The organism is Streptomyces mexicanus, from assembly GCF_902506575.1.
GTDB classification, from domain to species: Bacteria; Actinomycetota; Actinomycetes; order Streptomycetales; family Streptomycetaceae; genus Streptomyces; species Streptomyces mexicanus.
On record NZ_LR732544.1, the window covers coordinates 5,968,517 to 5,988,042 of the forward strand.

General features: G+C 74.5%; 18 protein-coding genes and 2 pseudogenes (1 of these 20 cut by a window edge). 5 read left to right on the top strand and 15 right to left on the bottom strand.

Annotation, left to right across the window (positions count from 1 at the left end; translation table 11 throughout):
* Positions 1-1,224 (top strand): cytochrome P450 (locus GV126_RS26660; RefSeq protein WP_159671569.1); only part of this gene is annotated, 1,224 nt, incomplete at its 5' end.
* A gap of 12 nt (positions 1,225-1,236) precedes the next feature.
* Positions 1,237-1,434: a ferredoxin gene (locus GV126_RS26665; RefSeq protein ID WP_159671571.1), complete on the top strand. Its 198-nt coding sequence runs from the start codon at positions 1,237-1,239 to the stop codon at positions 1,432-1,434.
* 156 nt (positions 1,435-1,590) lie between these two features.
* Here GV126_RS26665 and GV126_RS26670 read toward each other — a convergent pair whose 3' ends face one another.
* Positions 1,591-2,505 (bottom strand): sigma-70 family RNA polymerase sigma factor, encoded by a 915-nt coding sequence (locus GV126_RS26670; RefSeq protein ID WP_159674127.1) that lies wholly within the window; start codon positions 2,503-2,505, stop codon positions 1,591-1,593.
* A 77-nt stretch (positions 2,506-2,582) separates the two neighbouring features.
* Here GV126_RS26670 and GV126_RS26675 point away from each other — a divergent pair, with 77 nt between their 5' ends.
* Both GV126_RS26675 and GV126_RS26680 read left to right on the top strand, forming a co-directional pair.
* Complete coding sequence (locus GV126_RS26675; protein WP_159671573.1) at positions 2,583-3,296, top strand: FMN-dependent NADH-azoreductase; 714 nt, start codon at positions 2,583-2,585, stop codon at positions 3,294-3,296.
* Between the two features lie 225 nt (positions 3,297-3,521).
* Positions 3,522-4,490: an aldo/keto reductase gene (locus GV126_RS26680; protein WP_159671575.1), complete on the top strand. Its 969-nt coding sequence runs from the start codon at positions 3,522-3,524 to the stop codon at positions 4,488-4,490.
* On the opposite strand, the gene GV126_RS26685 is transcribed toward GV126_RS26680, so the two are convergent.
* The 6 genes from GV126_RS26685 to GV126_RS26710 all read right to left on the bottom strand — a co-directional run bounded on the left by GV126_RS26685 (position 4,477) and on the right by GV126_RS26710 (position 9,554).
* Positions 4,477-5,202 (bottom strand): SGNH/GDSL hydrolase family protein, encoded by a 726-nt coding sequence (locus GV126_RS26685; RefSeq protein ID WP_159671577.1) that lies wholly within the window; start codon positions 5,200-5,202, stop codon positions 4,477-4,479. The genes GV126_RS26680 and GV126_RS26685 overlap by 14 nt on opposite strands.
* Positions 5,199-6,377 (bottom strand): glycosyltransferase, encoded by a 1,179-nt coding sequence (locus tag GV126_RS26690; RefSeq protein ID WP_159671579.1) that lies wholly within the window; start codon positions 6,375-6,377, stop codon positions 5,199-5,201. The genes GV126_RS26685 and GV126_RS26690 overlap by 4 nt, the downstream gene beginning before the upstream one ends.
* On the bottom strand, positions 6,374-7,510 hold the full coding sequence (locus GV126_RS26695; protein WP_159671581.1) for a glycosyltransferase family 4 protein: 1,137 nt from the start codon (positions 7,508-7,510) through the stop codon (positions 6,374-6,376). Before GV126_RS26695 ends, GV126_RS26690 begins: the two co-directional genes overlap by 4 nt.
* A 233-nt stretch (positions 7,511-7,743) precedes the next feature.
* A complete protein-coding gene (locus tag GV126_RS26700) occupies positions 7,744-7,986 on the bottom strand; it encodes a hypothetical protein (protein ID WP_159671583.1) in 243 nt (80 codons plus the stop codon).
* A 57-nt stretch (positions 7,987-8,043) separates the two neighbouring features.
* A complete protein-coding gene (locus GV126_RS26705; RefSeq protein WP_159671585.1) occupies positions 8,044-8,928 on the bottom strand; it encodes an NAD-dependent protein deacetylase in 885 nt (294 codons plus the stop codon).
* Between the two features lie 83 nt (positions 8,929-9,011).
* The gene (locus GV126_RS26710; RefSeq protein WP_159671587.1) at positions 9,012-9,554 is read right to left on the bottom strand and encodes a hypothetical protein; all 543 of its coding nucleotides are present in this window, start codon (positions 9,552-9,554) and stop codon (positions 9,012-9,014) included.
* Positions 9,555-9,715: 161 nt separating this feature from the next.
* Here GV126_RS26710 and GV126_RS26715 point away from each other — a divergent pair, with 161 nt between their 5' ends.
* Positions 9,716-10,099, top strand: coding sequence for a VOC family protein (locus GV126_RS26715; protein ID WP_159671588.1), 384 nt, complete (start codon positions 9,716-9,718; stop codon positions 10,097-10,099).
* Between the two features lie 112 nt (positions 10,100-10,211).
* Here the strand turns inward: GV126_RS26715 and thiI are convergent, their stop codons facing one another.
* The 8 genes and pseudogenes from thiI to GV126_RS37730 all read right to left on the bottom strand — a co-directional run.
* A complete protein-coding gene (gene thiI / locus GV126_RS26720; RefSeq protein WP_159671590.1) occupies positions 10,212-11,435 on the bottom strand; it encodes a tRNA uracil 4-sulfurtransferase ThiI in 1,224 nt (407 codons plus the stop codon).
* Positions 11,436-11,565: 130 nt separating this feature from the next.
* On the bottom strand, positions 11,566-13,440 hold the full coding sequence (locus GV126_RS26725) for a DUF2264 domain-containing protein (RefSeq protein WP_159671592.1): 1,875 nt from the start codon (positions 13,438-13,440) through the stop codon (positions 11,566-11,568).
* On the bottom strand, positions 13,437-14,417 hold the full coding sequence (locus tag GV126_RS26730) for a hydroxyacid dehydrogenase (protein ID WP_159674129.1): 981 nt from the start codon (positions 14,415-14,417) through the stop codon (positions 13,437-13,439). Before GV126_RS26730 ends, GV126_RS26725 begins: the two co-directional genes overlap by 4 nt.
* Before the next feature lie 23 nt (positions 14,418-14,440).
* Positions 14,441-15,304: a carbohydrate ABC transporter permease gene (locus GV126_RS26735; RefSeq protein ID WP_159671594.1), complete on the bottom strand. Its 864-nt coding sequence runs from the start codon at positions 15,302-15,304 to the stop codon at positions 14,441-14,443.
* Positions 15,301-16,284, bottom strand: coding sequence for a carbohydrate ABC transporter permease (locus GV126_RS26740; RefSeq protein ID WP_159671596.1), 984 nt, complete (start codon positions 16,282-16,284; stop codon positions 15,301-15,303). Before GV126_RS26740 ends, GV126_RS26735 begins: the two co-directional genes overlap by 4 nt.
* 30 nt (positions 16,285-16,314) lie before the next feature.
* Positions 16,315-17,668 (bottom strand): annotated as a pseudogene (locus tag GV126_RS26745) (ABC transporter substrate-binding protein).
* A 206-nt stretch (positions 17,669-17,874) separates the two neighbouring features.
* Positions 17,875-18,984 (bottom strand): substrate-binding domain-containing protein, encoded by a 1,110-nt coding sequence (locus GV126_RS26750; protein ID WP_159671600.1) that lies wholly within the window; start codon positions 18,982-18,984, stop codon positions 17,875-17,877.
* 154 nt (positions 18,985-19,138) lie between these two features.
* Positions 19,139-19,526: pseudogene (locus GV126_RS37730) on the bottom strand (B3/B4 domain-containing protein) (it continues 469 nt past the right edge of the window).

The following is a 19,526-nucleotide window of genomic DNA, read 5'->3' on the forward strand; positions in this document are numbered from 1 at the left end:
ACCGGGACCAGCGCCCCCGCCGGGACCACCGCACCGGCCGAGCCGGTCGCCTTCCCGCAGGACCGCAGCTGCCCCTACCACCCGCCCACCGGCTACGACGCCCTGCGCGCCGCCCGCCCGCTCACCCGCGTCACCCTCTACGACGGCCGGCCCACCTGGATCGTCACCGGACACGCCGCGGCCCGCGCCCTGCTCGCCGACCCGCGCCTGTCCAGCGACCGCACCCACGACGGCTTCCCGGTGACCACCCCGCGCTTCGCCGCCGTGCGCGACCGCAGGACGGCCCTGCTCGGCCTCGACGACCCCGAGCACCGCACCCAGCGGCGCATGCTGGTGCCCAGCTTCACCCTCAAGCGCGCCACCGCGCTGCGGCCCGACATCCAGCGCATCGTCGACGGCCTGCTGGACACGATGATCGCCCAGGGGCCGCCCGCCGAACTCGTCGCCTCCTTCGCGCTGCCCGTGCCGTCGATGGTGATCTGCGCGCTGCTCGGCGTGCCCTACGCCGACCACGAGTTCTTCGAGGCGGAGTCCCGGCGGCTGCTGCGCGGCCCGACCGCCGCCGACACCCAGGCCGCCCGCGACCGCCTGGAGGCGTACCTCGGGGACCTCATCGACCGCAAGCAGAAGGGGGAGACGGGCGAGGGCGTACTGGACGACCTGGTGCGCGGGCAACTGCGCGACGGCGAGATCGACCGCGCCGACCTGATCGCGCTGGCCGTCATCCTGCTCGTCGCCGGGCACGAGACGACCGCCAACATGATCTCCCTGGGCACCTACACGCTGCTGCAGCACCCCGACCGGCTCGCCGAGCTGCGCGCCGACCCCGCGCTGCTGCCGGCCGCCGTGGAGGAGCTGATGCGGATGCTGTCCATCGCGGACGGGCTGCTGCGGCTGGCCACCGAGGACATCGAGGTGGAGGGCACCACAATCCGGGCCGGCGACGGCGTGCTGTTCTCCACCTCCGTCATCAACCGCGACGAGGACGTCTACGCGGACCCCGACACCCTCGACTTCCACCGCCCGGCCCGCCACCACGTCGCCTTCGGCTTCGGCATCCATCAGTGCCTGGGCCAGAACCTCGCCCGCACCGAGCTGGAGATCGCCCTCGGCACGCTGTTCGACCGGTTGCCCACGCTCCGGCTGGCCGCCGAGCCCGAGGAGATCCCCTTCAAACCCGGAGACACCATCCAGGGGATGCTGGAACTCCCCGTGACCTGGTAAGAGGCTGCCGCCATGCACATCGACATCGACAAGGACCTCTGCATCGGCGCGGGCCAGTGCGCGCTGGCCGCCCCGCAGGTGTTCACCCAGGACGACGACGGCTTCAGCGCCCTGCTGCCCGGGCACGAGGACGACGACGGCCCCCTGGTCCGCGAGGCGGCCCGGGCCTGCCCCGTCGGCGCGATCACGGTGACACCGGCGGCCCGGTAGCGCGCCGCCGGACGACGGCTCCGGGCCCGAACCGCGCCGGGGGTGCCTTCTTCAGGCACGGCCCTGCGCGGTTCAGGCGCGGTCCTGTGTGGTTCAGGCGTGGCCCTGCGTGGTTCATGCACGGCCCTGCGCCGTTCAGGCATGGCCCTGCGCGGTTCAGGCACGGTCCTCCGCGCGGCCGGGGCCGGTCGGCGTGTCCAGCACGGCCAGGCGCAGGCGCCGCAGCCGCTCCGGTGCGGCGATCACCTCGTAGGACCGGACACGGCCGTCCCGCACGCCGATCCGCAGCACGCACAGCAGCCGGCCGTGCGGCGCCACGACCGCGCCGACCCGGCCGTCGACCAGCGCGGGCGCGGCGAAGCGGGCGCGCCCGCGCAGCGCGACCGTGCCCCGGGCCACGGCCCGGGCGCCGCGCAGCTCGGCCGGGACCCCGGGCGGCAGCACGGCCGGATCGGCCCGGCGCACGACGTCGGGGGCGAGCACGTCCAGCAGCGCGGCCAGGTCCCCGCCGCGCGCGGCGGCGAGGAACGCCTCGACGACCGCGCGCTGCCGGGCCAGGTCCGGCTCCGGCGCGCCCGGCACGCCGCGCACCTTGTGCCGGGCCCGGCTGGCGAGCTTCTTCGCCGCCGGCTGCGAGCGGTCCAGGACGGCGGCGACCCGGTCGAAGGGCACCGCGAACAGGTCGTGCAGCACGAACGCCACCCGTTCCAGCGGGCTGAGCGTGTCCAGGACGACCAGCAGCGCCACCCCCACCGCGTCCGCGAGCGGCGCCTCCTCCTCGGGCGCGGCCCCGGCGCGGTCGTCCGGCCGCTGCGGCACCTCGTGCCCGTAGGGGTCCTCCCGCCGGGCGGCCCGGGAGCGCAGCATGTCCAGGCAGATCCGGGAGACGACGGTGGTCAGCCAGGCGGACAGGTCGTCGATGCCGTCGGCCCCCGTGCGGCTCAGCCGCAGCCACGTCTCCTGCACGGCGTCCTCCGCCTCGCCGAGCGAGCCCAGCATCCGGTACGCCACCGCCCGCAGCCGGCCGCGCCGCTCCTCGAACCGCCGGGCCAGCTCCTCGTCGCCCGCCATGACACCCATGGGTCACCTTTCCGCGTCGTGCTCCGTCACCCTCCTGACGCATCCCCCACGGACGAGGTGACCTCCCGATGCTGCTGCACATCGACTCCAGTGCCGACCCGACCGCCGACTCGGTGAGCCGCCGGCTCACCGACCGTTTCGTCACCGTCTGGCGCGCCGCCCACCGCGGCACGGCCCGCTACCGCCACCGCGACCTGGCCACCGACCCGGTGCCGCCGCTGACCGCGGCGTACACCGCCCTGGGACGCCGCGTGGAGCGCGAGGGGTTCGTGCCCCCGGAGAAGGTTCCGGCGCTGCTCGACGGACCCGCCGAGCGGCGCGAGTGGGAGCTGACGCTGCCCCTGATCGAGGAGCTGCGCTCGGCGCACACCGTGCTGCTCGGCGTCCCGATGTACAACTTCTCGGTGCCCGCCGCGCTGAAGGCGTGGATCGACCGGGTGACGTTCCCCGGCGCGTTCACCGATCCGGACACGGGGGAGAGCCTGCTGCGCGAGACCCGCGTGGTCGCGGTCATGGCCCGTGGCGGCGGGTACGGGCCCGGCACGCCGCGCGCGGCCTGTGACTTCCAGACGCCGTACCTGAAGGCGGACTTCGGCAGGCTGGGCGTCGCACCGCAGCATCTGCACCTCATCGCCGCGGAACTGACCCGCGTCGACGTCCTGCCGCACCTCGCCGGCCTGGAGGAGCAGGCGGCCCGGTCGCTCGACGCGGCGCGGCAGCGGGTGGACGCTCTGGCACCGGCCCTGGCACCGACCCCGGCCGCGGAACCGCCCTCGGACTGAGCCGCCGGCGGCCCGCGGGCGGTCCGAGGCGGGTCCGAGCCAGGTCCGAGGCGGTCCGAGGCGGGTCCGAGCCAGGTCCGAGGCGGTCCGAGGCGGGTTCGAACGGGTCCGGGACCGGCCCGCGGCCGGAACCGCGGGCCGTCCGGCATGCGGCACGGCCCCCGCCAAGATCGGAAACGGCATACGCTCTGCCGGGCAACCACCCGCAAGGCAGGAGCAGCAACGATGCAGTACGTGAAGCTCGGTTCGACCGGCCTGGACGTGTCGCGGATCTGTCTGGGCTGCATGACCTACGGGGTCCCCGACCGCGGTCCGCACGAGTGGACCCTCGACGAGGAGGCCCCCCGGCCGCTGACCCGGCAGGCACGGGAGGCGGGGATCACCTTCTTCGACACGGCCAACGTCTACCCCGACGGCACCAGCGAGGAGATCGTCGGGCGGGCGCTGCGCGACTTCGCCCGCCGCGACGAGATCGTGCTCGCGACCAAGGTGCACGGCCGGATGCGGCCCGGACCCAACGGCGGCGGCCTGTCCCGCAAGGCGATCATGACCGAGATCGACCACAGCCTGCGCCGCCTGGGCACGGACTACGTCGACCTGTACCAGATCCACCGCTGGGACCCGCACACGCCGATCGAGGAGACGATGGAGGCGCTGCACGACGTCGTCAAGGCCGGCAAGGCGCGCTACATCGGGGCGAGCTCCATGTACGCCTGGCAGTTCGCCAAGGCGCAGTACACCGCGCAGCTGGGCGGCTGGACCCGGTTCGTGTCCATGCAGAACCACTACAACCTCCTCTACCGTGAGGAGGAGCGCGAGATGCTGCCGCTGTGCGCGGACCAGCGGGTCGGCGTGCTGCCCTGGAGCCCGCTGGCGCGCGGCCGGCTCACCCGCGACTGGGGCACGGCCACCGGCCGCAGCACCACGGACGAGTTCGGCAGCCGGCTCTACCCCGACAGCGACCGCGTCATCGTCGAGGCGGTCTCCCGCATCGCCGAGGAGCGCGGTGTCCCGCGCGCCCAGGTGGCCGTCGCCTGGTTGCTGCACCAGGACACGGTGACGGCACCGATCGTCGGCGCGTCCAAGCCGGGCCACCTTCAGGACGCCGTGGCGGCCCTCGAACTGCGGCTCACCGACAAGGAGATCGAGCAGCTGGAACAGCCCTACACCCCGCACGCGGTCAGCGGCCACTGAGCCCGCACGCCGCCCCGCGCCCGGGGCGGCGCCCCGGGCGCCGGGGGCGGCTCAGCGCCCGTCGGGAGGCGGCGGGGGCCCCCGCACCCACCCGGATCTCGGGCGAGGGGGCGGGGCCCGTGGCCGCGCCGCGCGCGGCGAGTGCCGTGTGGAAGCACCGGGCCAGCAGGCGGTGCCCCCGCTCCCCGGGATGCAGCCGGTCCGCGCTCCACAGCGCCCGGTCCGACAGCCAGTCGCCCGAGCAGGCGTGCACGTGCACCGCGCCGTGCCGGTCGGACAAGGCGTGCACCACGTCGTTCACCGCCCGCTGCCGCCGCCCCAGTGGACGCGCCAGCGCACCCGGCAGCCCGAGCAGCCGGCCGGGATCGGGCAGACACGCGGTCAGCACCAGAGCGCCGTGCGCCGCGCACGCGGCGTACACGGTGTCGAGGCGGGCGGCGACGGCGCGCACGTCGAACGTACGGCGCAGCGTGTCGTTGACGCCCACCACGACGGACACGACGTCGGGCCGCAGGGCCAGGCCCACGTCCAGCTGCCGCTCCAGCACCTCACGTGTCTGCGCGCCACTGCGCGCCAGATTGGTGAACTGCACCTGCTGCTCGGCCAGTGAGGGGGCGAGCAGGGCGGCCCAGCCACGCCATCCGCCGGGGACGGGGTCGCCGACGCCCTCGGTCAGCGAGTCGCCCAGCGCCACGAACCGCACGCCGCTCACGACACGCCCCCTGGCAGGCACGCGACGTCCCCCGGCACACCGGGCCGCACGAGCCCCGTGGCGCCGTGCGCGGCCAGGAAGGCGTCGACCGCCGCCGCCCAGCCGTGGGTCTCCGCGCGGCGCCGTGCCGTCCGCCGCCGCTGCGCCGCGGGGCGGGCGAGGACCCGCCGCACCGCGTCCGCGAAGGCCTCCCCGTGGTCGGCGGCCACCGCGCCGGCCGGGCCGATCACCTCCGGCAGCGCGGACGCGGCACTGGCCACCACCGGCGTGCCGCAGGCCAGCGCCTCCAGCGCCGCGAGGCCGAAGGTCTCCACGGGGCCGGGCGCCAGGCACACGTCGGCGCTCGCCTGCAGCGCCCCCAGCAGGGCCGGATCGTCGACGTGCCCCAGGAAGGTCACCGGCAGTCCCCGGGCCCGGGCCCGCTGCCGCAGACGGGACCGCAGCGGACCGTCTCCCGCGACCACCAGGACCGCCCGCAGCCCGCGCCGCCGCAGGACCTCGAGCGCGTCCAGCGCGGTTCCGGGGCGTTTTTCCACGGACAGGCGGGAGCACAGCAGCAGCAGGGTCTCGTCCTCGGCGGCGTACCGGGCCCGCAGCCGTGCGTCCCGCAGGCCCGGGTGCCTGGCCGCCGGATCGACGCCGAGCGGCGCCCGGACGACGTTGCGCACCCCGAGGCGGGCGAACTCCCGTGCGGCGAAGTCCGTGGTGCACACCACCCGGGCGAAGGAGCGGGCCGTGCGGAGGTTGAGCGCGTCGGCCGTGCGCCGGGCCGTGCGCTCGGGCAGCCCCCAGCTGCGCAGGACGCCGTCGAGGCGCTCGTGGGAGACCATGACGGACGGCACCCGGGCACGCCGCGCCCAGGCCCCGGTCCAGCGCAGCGTGGTCCGGTCGGAGACCTCCAGCCGGTCCGGCTCCAATTCGGCCAGCAGCCTGGCCAGGCGCCGCCTGTCCGTCAGCAGACGGTAGCCGCCGCTGCCCGGCAGCGGCGGCCCGGGAAGGGTGATGACCCGGCCCTGCTCCGTCTCCCGGTCCTCGGCGCGCGGACCGGGATGGACCAGGACCGGCTCGTGTCCGGCCGCCCGGTAGCCCTTGCCCAGCTCGCGCAGCGCGGTGCGCAGACCGCCCGAGGCGGGCGCGACGAAGTTGGCGAGCCGTACGATCCGCAGCCCGCTCATGCCGCGCGCACCGCCCTGCGCGCGGCGAGCACCTCGCGGTAGTGCCCGATCAGCCGGTCGCCCACCGCCGCCCAGGTGCGGCCTTCGACGGCCGCGCGCCCGGCCGCGCCGTAGGCGGCCCGCAGCGCGGGATCGGCGGCCAGCGACCAGACCGCGTCCCGCACGGCGTCGGCGTCGCGCGGCGGCACCAGCAGGCCCGTCCGGCCGTGGGCGACCAGGTCCAGCGGGCCCCCGATGGCGGGCGCGACGACGGGCACCCCGCTCGCCATGGCCTCCTGCACGGTCTGGCAGAACGTCTCGTACGGGCCGGTGTGCACGAAGAGGTCCAGCGAGGCGAAGATCCGGGCCAGGTCGTCCCCCGTACGACGGCCGAGGAAGACCGCTCCCGGCAGCGCGCGGCGCAGACCGGCCCGGCTGGGCCCGTCCCCGACGACCACCACACGCACCCCCTCCAGCCGGCACACCCCGGACAGCAGCTCGACCTGTTTCTCGGGCGCGAGCCGCCCCACGTAGCCGACGAGCAGTTCGCCGTGCGGTGCGAGGCGGCGGCGCAGCGCCTCGTCACGCAGCGCGGGCCGGAACCGGGTGGTGTCCACGCCCCGCGGCCACAGCGCCACCCGGGGCACCCCGTGGTCCCGCAGATCCCGCACGGCGGCGCGGGACGGGGCCAGCGTGAGGTCGGCCGCGCCGTGCACGGCGCGTATCCGCCGCCATGCGGCCGACTCTCCGGCGCCCACGTACGTGCGCGCGTAGCCGGCGAGATCGGTCTGGTACACCGCGACGGCCGGGACACCGAGCCGGGCGGCGGCGGCCATGCCGCGGGCGCCCAGCACGAAGGGACTGGCCAGGTGGACGAGGTCGGCGCGGTGCTCGGCGATCACCGCGGCCACGCGCCGGCCGGGCAGGGCCAGGCGCACCTGCGGATAGCCGGGAAGCGGAAGGGAGGGAACGCGGACGAGCGGGACGAGGGGGCACGGGACGGCGGGATCGGGCTCGCCGCCCGCCGTGGTGGACGGGGCGACGACCACGCAGTCGTGACCGCGCCGCGCCAGGTGCCGGGCGGTCTGGACGGCGCAGTGGGCCACGCCGTTCACATCGGGCGGGAAGGATTCGGTGACGATGACGACACGCATGTCAGCGTTCTCGCCCGGCTGTACGTGCCCCGCGTCAACGTGGATCTGTCCGGGCGGGGAACGTCGCATGAGCGTTGTCCGGCCCGCCCGACCGCCGGGGCCGGTCGGCCGCCCACCCGGGGGGCCGGTCACCCACCCCGGAGCCGGTCATCGGTGCGCAGTCGGGCGTTCGCCCGGCCGGCGGGCCTGCCGTGCGAAGACGCGTCAGGGCAGGAGCACGCGCGGACCGGTCGTCACCGGACGCCGGCCGCCTTGGGTGCGTCGACGGCCCCGAGGGCCGTCAGGAACGCCTCGACCTCGGCCCCGGAGGGCCGGCTGGGGTCCCCGGTGAGCACCGTGTGCAGGGCCCAGGCCAGGGCGTGGCGGCGGGTTCGTATCTCCGCGCGCCGGTGCTTGCCCATGGTCGGGTCGCGCTCGAGTTCCGCGTCCAGTCTCAGTATTTCGCGACCGATGATGTCGAGCCTGTGATCGGTCATGTCGCCTCTCTGCCGCACCGCTGGGCCTCCGGCCCGGTTTCCTGATCTTGGAGAACCTTACGGTCCGGAGATACCCAGCACTTCGGCCACGGTGGTGAGGGCCGCGCCCAGCGGCAGCGCGACCCGGGCGGCGGCGTACCGGTCGCCCCGGGTCGGGTCCCGGTTGACGATCAGCACCTGCTTGCCCGCCTCGGCGGCCTGGCGGACGAACCGCAGACCGGACATCACGGTCAGCGAGGATCCCAGGACCAGCAGCGAGGTCGCCTCACGGACCAGCTCCCGGCAGTGCTCGACCCGTCGCGGCGGAACGGCCTCGCCGAAGAACACCACGTCCGGTTTGAGGACGCCGCCGCAGCGCGCGCAGGGCACCACCTGGAAGTCCCCGACCTGTTCGTCGGTGAGGTCGGCGTCGCCGTCCGGGTTGATCCCGGCGGCCACCGGCGCGAAGCCCGCATTGGCCTCCTCCAGCCGGCGGGCGAGGTCACGGCGCGGGCTGAGGGCGCCGCAGGACAGGCAGACGACACGCTCCAGGCTTCCGTGGAGTTCCACCACGTCCTGGCTGCCGGCTGCCTGGTGCAGGCCGTCGACGTTCTGGGTGATCACCCCCGAGAGCAGCCCGTGCCGCCCGTAGGCGGCCACGGCCCGGTGCCCGGCGTTGGGGCGGGCGCGGCCGAAGGTGCGCCAGCCCAGGTGGCTTCGCGCCCAGTACCGGCGCCGGGCCTGCGCGTCGGCGACGAACTCCTGGTAGGTCATCGGGGTGTGCCGGCTCAGGCTGCCGCCCTCGCCCCGGTAGTCGGGGATGCCGGACTCCGTGGAGATGCCGGCCCCGCTGAGCACCAGCACACCGCCGGCGCGCAACGCCTCGGCGACCGGTCGCAGATCGGTGGTGCCCGGCGGCAGGTCCTCGCCAGGGGTCCAGCTCAGGGTAGGGCGCATCCGCATGCCGCCAGGGTACGGAACGCCGCTGCCGTCCCTCGTCGCGCCGGTCGGCAGGAGCGCGCACCGGCACGGCCCGTCGCGGGTCCTCAGCCGCGCTCTTCCTCCGTCGTGGACAGCGCCGCGGCGATCATGCGGGTGGCGAAGGCGTGGTCGTCGGTGATCCGGTTGATGTGTTCCGCGAGGAGGAAGGCGGTGGCCTCCAGGGCGGTCAGCTCCGGCTCGGTCCAGTACCCGTACTGCCGGCGCCACAGGCTGGGGCTCAGGCCGGTGCCCGCGGCGACGAGCAGGCCGGCCATGGTGGGGATGGCCTCGGGGCGGACGCTCTTGGGCATCATGCGCATCGCCGCCACGAGGTTGGGCACCACGCCGGCGATGACGTCCTCGTCGTGGTCCTCGTAGGCCATCCGCAGCCACTGCATGAACATGAAGATGAGGGTGCACACGCCGTCCAGCACGTCGTCGATGCCCTGGGGACCGAGGGACGCGGCGAACTGGCCGACCAACTCCTGCTCGACGGGGTCGGCCTCGGTCCTGCCGTCGTAGACGGCCTTGAGCCGGGAGTCGATCAGCATGAGCGCCGCGCTCACGTCACCGGCGGGAGCATGCTGGGGATCACAGGGCGATGACAAGGACGGCATCCTTCCTCGTACGGACCGCGGCGCCGCGGCACCGCGTCTTCCGTACCGTAGACCGTCGGGGGACAGCGGTCCGGCGAATCCGGTGAAGTACCGCGGACGGTACGGGCTTTGACAGGTGATCATCCGGCGTGCGTTCCCGTACACTGACCGGCATGGCATGCCGCATCAGTGAGCTGGTCCTCGACGCCACGGATCCCGAGCGGCTCGCCGCGTTCTGGAGCGAGGTCCTCGGCTACGTCGAACTCGGCCGGGAGGACGACGGCAGCATCGAGATCGGGCCGCCCGGCACCGGCTTCGGCGGCCCGCAGCCCACCCTCGTCATCAGCCCCACCACCGACCCGCGGCCCGGGAAGCTCCGCCTGCACATCGACGTCAACGCCACCGACCGCGACCAGGACGCCGAGCTGGAGCGGCTGCTCGCGCTCGGCGCCAGGCTCGCCGACGTCGGCCAGAGCGGCACCGAGAACTGGCATGTCCTGGCCGACCCCGAAGGCAACGAGTTCTGCCTCCTGCACGCCCGGCTCCAGCCGCTGTGACCCGAATCCGGGCGGCGCGGTGACCCGGCCGGCGCAGCCCGGGCGGCCGCCGACGCGGAACGGATCTGCGGCAGCGTCGCCTGATCGCGGACCCGGCGCACCTTCTCGGTGATCAGGAGGCGGCCCGGCGCGAGGGCACGTCGGCGTCCTCGCCTGCGCCGGCGCACACCGGCAGGCACTGTGCCTTGGCCAGCAGGGCCTCGACCGTGTCGTCCAGGTCCAGGCGCCGCTCGAAGCCGTCGAGCTGGGCCGGGGTGGTGCGCGTGGCCACCGAGCGGGGCAGGAGCAGGCTGCAGCAGTCCTCGTCCGGCAGGCGTGAGATCTCGGCGGTGCCCAGCCGCCCGGCCTCTGCCATGATCTCCTCCTTGCCCCAGGCCCGCAGCGGCCGCAGTACGGGCAGCTCGGCGGCCCGCTCCACCGTGCCCAGGTTGGACAGGGTCTGGCTGGAGACCTGCCCCAGACTGTCCCCGGTGACCAGCGCGTGCGCGCCGTGCCCGCGGGCGATCCGGTCGGCGACGCGCAGCATCAGCCGCCGCTGGGCGACGATCTGCAGGGCGCCGGCTCCGGCCAGGGCCAGCTCCCGCTGCGCCTGGCCCAGCGGGACGAGCCACAACCGCGTCTCGCCTTGGAACCGGGCGAGGCGGCGGGCCAGGGCGTACGCCTTGTACGCGGAGGCCGGCCCGGTCAGCGGGGCGCCCGTGAAGTGCACGAAGTCGCAGGCCAGCCCGCGGCGCATGAGACGGAAGGCGGCCACCGGCGAGTCGTAGCCGCCGGAGAGCAGGGCCAGCGCACGGCCGCTGCTGCCCACCGGCAGACCGTCCAGCCCGCGGTACCGCTCCACGGAGACGAAGATCTCGTGCAGGTCCACCTCGACCGCGATCTCCACCTCGGGTGCGGTGAGATCCACGGGCCAGCCCAGTGCGGCGTGGATCCGGTCCCCGAGGTGCGCCTGGAGCTGCGAAGAGGTCATCGGGAAGTCCTTGTGGCGGCGGCGCGCCCGCACCGCGAAGGCCGCCGTCGCCGCGGGGCGTGCCCGGCGTGCCAGCCGCAGCGCGGCGTCGACGGCCGCCTCGGGCGTGCGGTCCACCCGGATCGCGGGCTGCACGACACTGACCCCGATCAGCTGCCGGGCGCGGGCGACCAGCTCCGTCTGCAACTCGGGGTGGTCGGGCGCGGACAGCAGCAGCAGTCCACGGCGCCGCCGGACGCGGACCGGGTGGGGCAGTTCGCTCAGGGCGCGGCGTGCGTTGCGGATCAGCAGATTCTCGAACCGGCCTCGGTTGCGGCCCTTCAGCATCAGCTCTCCGTACTTCAAGAGCACGCACGGCTGCCACATACGCTTTTGCCCCTTCCCGGGGAACCGACGGCGGCGGACACGTTCTGCGTGCCCGGGCGCCCGGGCACCGCCCGCCCGGGTCACCCTGGTACGCGTACCCCGCAAAGCCCTCCGTGTCCCCGCCGTGGCCCTACCGCGTCGTGACGCGCACGGGTGCGAAGGCCACCACGGTCTGCGGGCCGTCCGCCCAGCGCACGCGCAAGGCCTCGCCGTCCAGGGCCACTTCGGCGACGGCCTCGGCGGGCGGCGGGGCGCCGGCGTCCGCGCCCAAGGCGGCCAGCGCGGCGAACACGGCCGTGCCCCGGACGTCCGCCGCCAGCCGGGGGACCCGCACCCACGGCTCGTACGCCGTGCCCTCGGGCGCGCGCACCCGTTCCGTCCCGCCCCAGCCGTACAGCCCCACCAGCTCGGAGGGCAGCGTGTCCGTGGCCCAGCCGGTGAGCGTGACCCGTGCCCCGTGCGGGGCCCCGACGACCCGGTGGATCCGCAGCTCGTGGCGCCCGCGCGCCACGGTCACGCTCTCCACGCGCAGCCCCGGCACCATCGGCGGCCCGGAGACGAACACCGGCCGGTGCCAGGACGCCGCCCAGCCCCAGCCGTCGCCCTGCCCCGCGCCCAGCGGGTGGATGCGCCGCCGCACGCTGGGCACGCCGCCGATCTCCACCGACAGGTGGTTGTCCGCGACGTTGGCCCGCGAGGTGGGCCCGGTGTGCGTGGAGTACGCCTGGCGCCCGTACAGCGGGTCGTCGTGCGCCGCGGACTCGCCCTCGTGCGGCCGCACGTGGTCGCTGCCGTGATTGTGCAGGCGCACGATCCCGTCGGCCCGGGTGGACTGCACGAGCAGCCCGGGCGCGGGCAGCGCGAGCACCCGGTCGGGGCCCTCGCTGGGCGCCGGCTCCTCGGTCGCCATCCACAGCGGGTGGTCCTCCGGTGCCAGCAGCGCCACGAAGGCCTTCGACGCCCAGTAGGGGGAGGCGGGGCCGGAGTACGGCTGCAGGGTGGCGGCGTGCGGGCCGTGCCAGCCCAGGCTGAGCAGTCCGTCGTCCGTGACCGCGCCCCGGTCCAGGAAGTAGCGCAGGCTCCCGCTGATCAGGCGGCGCGAGGTGCCCGGGGCCAGCGGCGTGTGACCGGTGACGGCTCCTACCCCGATCGCCGCCGCAGCCGCGAACCGGTAGGTCAGCGAGCGCCCGAAGTGGATCGGTGCCCCGTCGGCGCCGAAGAGCAGCGCGTAGCCCTCCAGGTGCTCGCGCAGCCGCGGCCCGAACCGGTCCGACAGCGCCGTGTCGCCGGACAGGTGGGCGTGGAGCATCGGATACAGGTGCAGGGCCCAGCCGTTGTAGTGGTCGAAGGCCCGCCCGTCGCCGTCCGCGTACCAGCCGTCGCCCCGGTACCACGTCTCCATCAGCTCCAGCGCCCGCTCCACGGCCCGCTCCGTGGCCGCGTCGCCGCGGCCGACGGACGTGAGGAAGGAGGCCACCATGAACGGGAAGAGGCACCAGTTGTTCGGCGCGGGGGTGTGCGTGAGGGCGCCGCGCAGCCACGCCTCGGCCCGGTCCTGCACGTCGCCGTCGAGCCGGTCCCACAGCCACGGCCGGGTCAGCGACAGGCCGAGCGCCACCGAGGCCGACTCCACCATCGGCTGGCCCTGCACGCCGTGGTCGAGGATCAGCGGCCAGGACTCGGCGTCGTCCCGGCCCGGGGTGCGGGTGCCCGCCGCCAGACCGGACGCGTACCGCTCCAGCCAGCCGTGCGGGTCCTTGCCGTCGGCGCCCGCGACGCGGAACCCGGCCGCCAGGAACGTCCGGGCGTAGCCCTCCAGGCCGTCGGAGCGGACCCCGGAGCGGGAGGGGCGGCCCGGCAGATCGAGCAGGGCGCCACCGGGGGTGGCCCAGCGCCACGCGGCGCCGAGCAGACCGTCGGCCACGGCCTCCCAGTGCGCCCGGGCGCAGCCGGTGTACGGGCTCAGCTCGCGGTTCTCGGCGGGGAGTTCGAAGGGGATGCTCATGCCAGGAAGGCCAGCCTTTCGCGTCGTACGGGATGGGCGAAGCCGTCGCCCGCGGCCCACCGGGCCACCTCGGCGACGGCCGTGTCGGCGAGCCGCTGCCACTCACTGCCCTGGGAACCGGCCAGGTGCGGGGTGATCAGGGCGTTCGGGCAGTCCCACAACGGGTGGTCGGCGGGCAGCACTTCGGGGTCCGTCACGTCGAGCACCGCCCGGATGCGGCCGGCGCGGACCACGTCGGTGAGCGCGTCCTGGTCGACGACCGCGCCGCGCGAGGTGTTGATCAGCACGGCACCGGGCCGCATCGCGGCCAGCAGGTCGCGGCTGACCAGTCCACGGGTGGCGGGCAGCAGCGGGGTGTGGACGCTGACCAGGTCACTGCGGGCGAAGAGCCCGGGCAGGTCCACCCACGCCGCCCCCAGGTCGGCGGCCTCCGCCCGGCTGACGTACGGGTCGTGCAGCAGCACCTCGTAGTCGAAGGGGCGCAGCAACTCCATCACGCGCCGGCCGACCAGGGAAGCCGACAGGATGCCCACCGTGCGGCGGTAGTTGCCCACTTCGTGGGAGGTGCTCAGCCAGTCGTCGCGGCGGCGGGCCTGCCGGTAGGCGCGGGCCCGCTCCAGTACGTGCTTTCCGTGCAGCAGGATCATGCCGAGCGTGTACTCGGCGACCGGCAGCGCGTTGGCCGCCGCGGCGGACGACACCTGGATGCCGCGCTCCCAGCAGGCGTCGGTGACGTGCCCGCGCACCGAACCGGCCGCGTGCACCACGGCCTTCAGCCGCGGCGCCGCCGCGAGGACGTCGGCGTCCAGCCGCGGACACCCCCAGCAGGTCACCAGCACCTCGACGTCGGCGAGGACGCCCCGCGCGCGTGCGGTCGTCAGGTCGTCGAGAACCGGCAGCGGGGCCAGGTCGCACACGCGCGCGAGCGCGGCCAGCGAGGGCGGGGTGAAGACGGCGGCGGCCGCCGCCGGCGACATGGCCAGTGCCGTACGGGGCTTGCTCACTTGACCGCCCCCGCCGTCAGACCGGACCGCCAGAACCGTTGCAGGAGGACGAAGGCGAGGATCAGGGGGAGCACCGCCAGGAGCGAGCCGGTGATCACCACCGGGTAGTACTCGGGGGAGACGGACGCCTGGCTGTTCCACTGGTACAGGCCCAGGCTCACCGGATACAGGTGCTGGTCGGAGAGCATCACCATCGGCAGGAAGAAGTTGTTCCAGATCGCGGTCAGCTGGAAGAGGAACACCGTGACCAGGCCCGGGCCCAGCATCCGCAGCGACACCCGCAGGTAGGTGGTGAGTTCGCCGGCGCCGTCCACCCGCGCCGCCTCCAGGACCTCGTTGGGCACATACCCTTGGGCGAAGATCCGGCCCAGGTACACGCCGAACGGGTTGAACAGCACAGGGACGAACACCGACCAGAAGGTGTTCACCGCACCCGTCTCGGAGGCGATGAGGTACAGCGGCAGCGCGAGCACCGTCTGCGGCACCATCACGGCCGCCAGCACCAGGCCGAACAGCTTCTCCTTGTGCCGGAAGTCGTACTTGTCGAAGGCGTACCCGCAGGCCACGCTGATCAGCGCGCCGAGCGCCGCGCCCAGCACGGCGTACAGCAGGCTGTTGCCGTACCAGCGTGCGTACAGTCCGCCGTCCATCGCGAACAGGTCCTTGACATTGCTCACGAGGGAGAAGTCGCTGAAGGACAGGATGCTGCTGCCGAACAGGGCGTCGCGGGACTTCGTCGCGGCCAGCAGCAGCCACAGCACCGGCAGCAGCGTGTACAGCACGCAGATCGCGACGACGGCGTTGACGGTGGCCCGGCCCAGCAGCCGCGGGCGCAGCGCGGTGGAGTGCGTGGTGCTCATCGGGCGTTCTCCTTCACCGAGTCGACGCGGTCGGTCCAGCGGGTGACCCCGTAGGAGACGGCGATGGTGATGACGAGCAGGATCACCGACGCGGCGGCCGCGAGGGAGTAGTTGTTGCGGCTGAAGGCCGCGTCGTAGATGTACATGCTCGGCGAGAACCGGGTGTTGATCATCTGCGAGGACTGGTGCAGCAGCATCGGCTCGGTGAACAGCTGCAGGGCCCAGATCAGCGTGAACATCGCGACCATGACGATGGAGGAACGCACCAGCGGCGCCTTGACCTGCAGCGCGGTGCGCACCGGTCCCGCGCCGTCGACCACGGACGCCTCCAGCACCTCCCGGGGCACGGCCTGCAGCGCCGCGTAGAAGACGACCATGTTGTAGCCCAGGTTGCTCCACAGGGCGATGTTCACGATCGACGGCAGCGTGGTGTGCAGGCCGAGGAAGTCCACCGTGATGTCGGCCTTGCCGAGCGCCTCGATGACCGGGCTGATGCCGGGCGTGTACAGGTACAGCCAGATCAGGGCGGCGATGATGCCAGGCACCGCGTGCGGCAGGAACAGCCCCAACTGGGCCCAGGAGCGCAGCCGGACGACACCGGAGTCCAGCAGCAGCGCGAGCGCCAGGGAGCCGATCACCATCAGCGGGATGTAGATCACGCAGTACAGCGCGACCGTGCCCAGCCCGGACAGGAACGTCGGGTCCGTGACGACGGCGGCGTACGAGCGCAGCCCCACGAACACGGTGCGCTCCGGCCCGAACCCGAGACCGGGCTCGTCGGCGCTGAAGAAACTCAGCCACACCGCCGTGCCGACGGGGACCAGGAAGACGAGGGCGAGAAGGAGGAAGAACGGTGTCATCAACACGCCGGCGGCGGCGTTGCGGCGGCGCTCGGCCGAGCGCCGTGCCGCGCGCCGGACGCGGTCCGCCGCCTGCGGCGGCGCTGCCTGCGCCGACACGGCGTGGGTGGTCGCGGTCATGGGGTCACCTGCCTGTCAGCGTGCGGGCGTTCACGTCGAGTGCTGGGGTGGTGCTCAGGCCCAGCGCCTTGAGATCGGGCATCGTGCCGTCCTGCGCGGTGCGCAGGGCGGACAGGAGCGTGCCGGAGCCGGCTCCGGCACGGGCGAACGCGTCCTGCATGACGAAGCCGGTGGCGGTCATGCGCGGCCCCCACACCCAGCCGTCGCGGATCTTGCGGGCCTCCTCCTCGAACAGCCGGTAGATGTCCTGCCCGCCGTAGTACGCGCGGTCGAACGCGGCGCGCCCCACGGGCACGAGCCCGGTGGCGGCCGGGTACTGGCTGCTCGCGCCGCTGGACAGCCGGGCCCTGAGCGCGTCGGGGTGCGCGACCTGCCACGCGATGAACTCCATGGCCGCTTCCGGGTGCTTGCTGTCCTTGGTGACGGCGAACGTCGAGCCGCCGTGCGTGCCGAGGGCGGGTTTGCCGGGCGTCCACTGGGGGAGCGGGGCGATGCGCCAGGCGCCCTTCTGCTCCGGGTGCGCCTTCATCTGCGCGCCCGCGTCCCAGGCCCCGCTCAGCCGGGTGAGCACCAGGCCGCCCGCGACCTGCGCGTCGTAGACGCGGGCGGTGGAGGAGTTGCAGTACACGAGGTCCTCGTCGATGAGCCGCTGCCAGTACGCGGCCACCTTCCGGCTGGGGGCGTCCGCCAGGGAGACGTTCCAGGCGCCCCGGGAGAGGTCGAACCACTGCGCTCCGGCCTGCCAGCACCAGGCGGCCATCTGTGACATGCCGTCGGTGGGGAAGATGGCGATCCGGCGGCCGCCGCCCGTGCGGCGCACCGCGCGGGCCAGCTCCGCGTACTCGTCCCAGGTGGTGGGCACCTCGAAGCCGAACCTGTCGAACAGGTCCTTGCGGTAGTGCAGCACCATGGGCTCGACGTCGAGCGGCACGCTGTACGTGCGCCGGCCGAACGTCGTCTGGCCCAGCGACTGCGGCAGCAGCTTCGCCCGCAGGTCGTCGCCGATCATCGAGGTGATGTCGCGGACGACGCCGTCGATCGCGAAGCCCGGCAGCTGGGGGTACTCGATGGTGGCGACGTCGGGGGCGTTGCCCGCGCGGGCGGCGTTACTCAGCTTCAGGTACCCGCCCTGGGTGCCGGAGGGTACCTGCTCGAAGTCCACCTGGATGTGATCGTGTGTCTTGTTGAACTCGTCCACCACCTGCTGGCTGCCGCGCAGCGCGGACCAGAACGTGATGGTGGTCGTGCCCTTGGTGCCGGACTTGCTGCTGCTCCCGGATCGGGTGGACGCGCTGCCGTTCCCGCTGCAGGCGCCCAGGGCGCCCGTCAGCGGCAGCGCGGTGATCGCGGCGAGCACGGATCGACGACTGTGTCGACCAGGCATGGGCGCCTCCCGCGGCTCCTGCGTGTTCGAGTCACGGGAATACTGATCGGCTGTACGGAACAGGTCAATAGATCGATCAGAAGAAAATCGAAACGGTCAAACGCTCATTCGGGTGCGGGAGAAGGGGTGGGCAGGTGGAGGCGCGGGCAGCATGAAGGGGGTAAGGAAGGGCAAGGGGCGGGGGCGCAGGCGGTGGTGAGCCCCGTTCACGGAGCGAGCGGTGCCGTGGACCCGCGGACCTTCAGCGTCGGCAGCAGCTCCACCCTCCGCACCGGCGCGCGGGCAGCCTCGGGATCCCGCGGGTCCAGCCGGCGCAGCAGCAGTTCCGCCGCCGCACGCCCGACCTCGGCCTTCGGCGGGGACACGGCGGTCAGCGGGGTACTGCCCAGGGCCGCGACCACGTCGTCGTAGGCGACCACGGAACAGTCCTCCGGCACCCGCACACCGTGGTCGCGCAGCGACTGCACGAGCATCAGGGCGTCGACGTCGCCGTGCAGTACCGCCGCTGTCGCCCCCGACTCGGCCATCAGTGTGTGCAGGGCGATCGGCCCCGCCGCGCTCTCGGCCACCGGGTCGGGTGTCGCGTCGGGCGAACTGAGCACCACCGCCCACTTGTCCACGTCCGGGTGGTCGGCCGCGATGTCGGTGAACGCGGCACGGACGGCGCGCGCCGTGGGGCTGTCGTCGCGCGCGGCCAGCACGATGCGGCGATGGCCCAGCTCCGTCAGGTGCTCGACGGCGAGATGGACGCCGTACCAGTGGTCCGTGCAGACGGTGTCCACGGTGTGCAGCGCGCTGCCGCGCCGCGGCCTGCGCTCCATCACCACCGTGGGCACGTCCAGGCGCGACAGCCAGGCGTAGTCCGCCTCCTCCGTGGCCGGCGCTCGCCAGCGCGGCGCGATCAGCAGGCCGCGCGCGCCGTCCGCCAACGCCCGCTCCACCAGGGGGCGTTCGGCCCCGGGCACGGCGGGCGCGATGTGCAGCGCGATACGGATCCCGGCCTCCTCCAGCGCGGTGCGCGCGCCGTGCAGCGCCTCGTAGAGATACGCGTGGCGCTCGGGCACCACGACGGCGACCGGACCGCCGTCGGCCGCGCGGGGCGCGGGCTCGGCGTCCGGCGCGGTCTCCGGCAGCACCGGCCGGGCCACGCCGTGGCCCCGGCGCAGCTTGCCCTCGCGGGCCAGTTCCTCCACGTCGCGCCGCACGGTCACCACCGACACCGCCAGCTCCGCGGCGAGATCACTGACCCGGACCGCACCCCGGGACCGCACCGCGGCGAGGATCCGCTGCCGCCTGAGCCCGACCGGTTCGCGCATGCTGATGGCCCCCTCACTGCCCGCTGTGCGTTTGAGCGCTTCGCTGAACGCTTCGTCGCAGCATAGCCAGCGCCGCCCGGCGGGGGACCGTCGGCCGGCGGACCGGCTGCCCGGCGGACCGGATGCCGCCACCGGGGGGAGTGGGCGGCGGGGCTCAGGCGTCGGCGTGGGGCTGGGCGGCGCTGAGGTAGCACACGTGTGTCCGCTCGGCGTGCGGGGCGAGCAGGCCGAGCAGTTCCTCCGCCGCGGCCTTGAGGACGCCGCCGTCGCGAGCGGCGGCAGGGTCTCCAGGACGAAGGCGACGCGGGTGGAGTCCTCGGTGACGCGGGTGCGGTGGGCGTCGCGGTGGTTCCAGTGGCGGGGGGGGGTTCCCGCCGGGGCCCCCGACCCCACCCCCCCCCGCCTGGGGGGGGCGGCGCCTTTCCGCGCGCCCCGCGGGGGGGAATCCCCGGGTCCCTCCGGGGGGGGGGGGGCGGGGGGCCCCGGGGGGGGGGGGGGGGGGGGAGGACCCGCGGGGGGGGCGGGGGGGGCGGGGGGGGGGG